The organism is Kitasatospora sp. NPDC059827, assembly GCF_042731675.1.
Lineage (GTDB): Bacteria > Actinomycetota > Actinomycetes > Streptomycetales > Streptomycetaceae > Kitasatospora.
Genome location: NZ_JBHWIV010000175.1, coordinates 1 through 3,450, shown reverse-complemented (window position 1 = coordinate 3,450; position 3,450 = coordinate 1). Strand labels below are relative to the sequence as shown.

The following is a 3,450-nucleotide window of genomic DNA, read 5'->3' as shown; positions in this document are numbered from 1 at the left end:
CCCCGCGGCCCGGGGCGGGGGGGGGGGGCGCCGGGGGCCCGGGGCCCCCGCACCTCCCCCCGCGGGTGGTGGGGCCGGCCCGCACCGGTGGGGGGGGGCGCGCGCCCCACGTTCCGGACCGGCCGGGCCGGCGGCGCGTCCGGGGTGAGCGCCTGCCGGGCCGGCCGGGGCCGACCGGGTGGACGGTGGGCACGGGGGAGCCGACCGGCCACCCGGGGTCTTCGGGTGGTTGTGCGTACTGCGGGTGGTGCGGTCCGGATGGGCGACGAGCCCGGGGGGAGTCGCTCGCCGCCCATCCGGAGTTCTGGGGGTCATCTCCGGGCGGACTGCTCGTCCTCGGAGGGGCCGGTCCTGCCCGGACGGGTGTCCGGCAGGGTGGGGAGGTTCGACGCCGTCGGGATCGGGTTGCCCTTGCCGGGCTTGGCCTTGCCGTCGCCGTTGCCGTTGGTGTCCTCGTTGCCGTTGGTGTTGCCGTTGGTGTTCCCGGTGCCGGTACCGGTCCCGTTGCCCTTGCCGGGCTTGGCCTTGCCGTCGCCGTCGCCGTTGCCCTTCCCGGCGCCGGAGGGGCTCGGCTGCGGGCCGGTGCCCTGGTGGTCCCCGTCCTCCTGACCGGGGGCGCCCTCGCAGTAGTCCCGGACCTCGTCCGCTCCGCCGGCCGCCGCGATCAGCGGGGCGAAGAGCGGGTCGCCGGCCAGCTTCCCGGGGCGTTCGCCCTTGCCCGTACGGTCCGCGAAGCGCTGGCAGAGCGGGACCAGGGCGGCGGGCGGGGCGGGGTGCCCGGGGTGCTCGCCGGCCGTGGGGCCGTCGGGCGAGCCGGGGTCGGACGGGACGGTGCGGTGCGGGTCCGCAGGGGCGCCGATGGACGGCCGGGTGGTTCCGCCCGGGGAGGCCGAGCCGGAGCCGGAGCCGGTTCCCGTTCCGGTGGAGGTGCCGGACGGGGAGCCGGACGGGCCGCCCGGGGCGGCGACCGTGTGCTCGGGTTCGGACGGGCCGCCCAGGGCGGACGGCAGGTTTCCGGTGCCGGCGGCGACCGCGACCCCGCACAGCGCGGTGGCGCCGAACACGGCGGCAGCGGCCTTCGTGCTGAAGGCCCTGGCCAGCGCGGCGGTTGCCATCGATCGTCTCCGGACGGGTGTGACTACGGGGTCGGGCGTGAGACTCGCCTCCCGGAACGCGGCCAGGGCGGCCTCCTCCCCGGCCAGTTCGGCGGCCGTCGCCGGGGCGGCGGCCGCGGCCAGCACCCGGGCGAGCTGCCCGGGACCGTCCGGTCCGGTGAGCGAGGCGTCCTGCCCGGCCGACGGGCCGCCCACGGCACCGCCGAGCAGGTGCTCGGCGGCATCACGGTCGATCCGACGGGATCGGTTGGTGCTCATCTCATGTCCTTCAGCGTCGCGGCCCGGCGTTCTGTCACACCCTGCGGAGAAGTTTTTTCCGTGGGTTCCACGGCAGGTTGCCCCGCGGACTCCCGCACCCGGGCCGGCGACCGTTCCGCGGCGGCCGGTTCGGCCCGGCGGGCAGCCGGTTCGGCCCGGCGGGCGGCCGGTTCGGCCTGGCGGGCGGCCGGGATCCCGGCCCCGGACGCGAAGGGCTGGTCCAGCAGCTTGGCCAGTCGGCGCAGCCCCCGGTGGGCGGCCATCCGGACGCTGCCGGCCCGCTTGCCGAGCACCCGGGCCGCGCTCTCGGCGTCCAGTTCCATGACCACTCTCAGCAGCACCGCCTCGGCCTGGTCGCGCGGCAGCCGGGAGATCAGGGCCAGCGCGTCGGCGGTGCCGACGGTGGCGAGGGCGGTGCGGGCGGTGTCGTCCCCGGCGGCCAGTTCGGCCAGGTACTCGTACGGCAGGTCGGCGACCGGGCGGCGGCGCCGGGCGCGCAGGTGGTCCATCGCCCGGTTGCGGGCGACGGTGGCGGCCCAGCCGCGGAAGCCGTCGCCGTCGCCGGAGAAGCCGCGCAGGTCGCGGGCGATCTGGAGCCAGGCCTCGGAGGCGATGTCCTCGGCGTCCTGGACGTCCTCGGGCCGCCCGCCGACGAGCACCCTCAGGTAGCGCAGCAGGCCCGGCTGGACGGTCCGGAACAGCAGCCGGAACGCCTCCTCGTCCCCCTCCTGTGCGGCGCGGACCGCCTCGGTCAGGTCGGTGGGAGCGGGGCCCCCGCCCGGTGGTGGGCCGACGGAGGGTACTGGTCCGGACCGGCCGAGGGGGCTGCCGGTGCCCGCTCCGGGCTGTTCTGCACTCTGCACCCGCCACATGATGCGCCATCCGGGCCAACGGGTCGGCTCCGGTCGAAGGACCGGGCCGGACGGGGCCAAGGTCCCGTGGACGGCTGCCGTTCGCCCGCAGCCCCGGGACACCGCCCCTGCCTACCTTGTCGGTAGGCGAATCGATCCGGGCGCCGACCGCGCCCGGACGCCGGGCCCACCGACGCGCCCGACCCTCGCCGTGACCCCGCGCCGTGACCCCGTGACCCCGCCGCGCCCGTTCTTACGACGCCCGCCCGAACCCGTTCGGGCGGGCGCTTCCGGGCTGTCCCCGGCCGGAGCGGGGCCGGGACGACCGCACGACCAGCAGGGAAAGACCGCGATGACGACTGCCCACGAGCTCCACACGACGGGACTGCGCGAACACCTCGCGCCCGCCCTGCGCGCCCTGGGCCTCACCGGTCGGCAGCGGGCCTTCGACCTGTCGGACGACACGCACCGGCTGCTGGTCGAGCTGGTCGAGCGGCCCGCCGCCGACCGGGTCGCCTTCACCTTCGGGCTCCGCGTGGTCCGTCGGGCCGGTGGCGGGGGCAGTGGCGGCGCCGACGGGGCGGCTGGCGCCGACGGAGCGGGTGGCGGCGGGACCGACGGGGAGCGGCCGGGCCCGGACGCCGGGGGCGGCGTCGAGGTCTGGCGGGCCCGGATCGGCGAGGTACTGCCGGTCGGTGAGGACGTCTGGTGGGAGGTGCTGCCCGGGCCGCGCTGGCGGCTGCCGCTGGACGACGCCGTCGCCGCCGTCCGCGACTACGGCCTGCCGGAGCTGCGGCGCCGGGCCGCGGCGGACCTCTCCCCCACCGCCGGGCCGTACCTCTCCCCCGCCGAGCTGGAGGACGTCAACGCCGCGCTGCTGACCGCCTCGGTAGCCCGGGTGCAGCGTGCCGAGCTGGCCGACGGGGCACTGGTGCTGACCGGCGCCTGGACCCGGGGCGACGGGGTCGCCCGGACGGTGCTGGCCGGAGCGGCGCAGGGCTTCCTGTCCGCCGGGGACGAACGGTTCGGCACGGTGCGGTGCCTGGACACGCTCGGCCGGGAGCTGTGGGTCCTCGGCCCGACGCACCCCTAGGGTCCGTCTTCAAACTCCCGTCTGCGGGCCGACGCCGGGGCACGCACCTCGCCGCGTTGTCGTCGGTCGCCAATGCGCTGCATTGGGCTCCCTCCTCCGCCTTGCGATGCACGCACCCCAACGCCGCCCCGCC

General features: G+C 77.9%; 3 protein-coding genes. 1 reads left to right on the top strand and 2 read right to left on the bottom strand.

What is annotated here, in order from left to right; all coding sequences use genetic code 11:
- Positions 1-311: 311 nt before the first annotated feature.
- Both ACFV8H_RS41315 and ACFV8H_RS41310 read right to left on the bottom strand, forming a co-directional pair.
- Positions 312-1,373, bottom strand: coding sequence for a hypothetical protein (locus ACFV8H_RS41315; protein WP_380409922.1), 1,062 nt, complete (start codon positions 1,371-1,373; stop codon positions 312-314).
- Entirely contained in the window at positions 1,370-2,245 is an 876-nt protein-coding gene (locus ACFV8H_RS41310) for an RNA polymerase sigma factor (protein ID WP_380409920.1), read from the bottom strand. Before ACFV8H_RS41310 ends, ACFV8H_RS41315 begins: the two co-directional genes overlap by 4 nt.
- A 331-nt stretch (positions 2,246-2,576) precedes the next feature.
- Between ACFV8H_RS41310 and ACFV8H_RS41305 the strand changes: the two genes are divergently transcribed.
- Positions 2,577-3,317 (top strand): hypothetical protein, encoded by a 741-nt coding sequence (locus ACFV8H_RS41305; protein ID WP_380409919.1) that lies wholly within the window; start codon positions 2,577-2,579, stop codon positions 3,315-3,317.
- Positions 3,318-3,450: the final 133 nt, after the last annotated feature.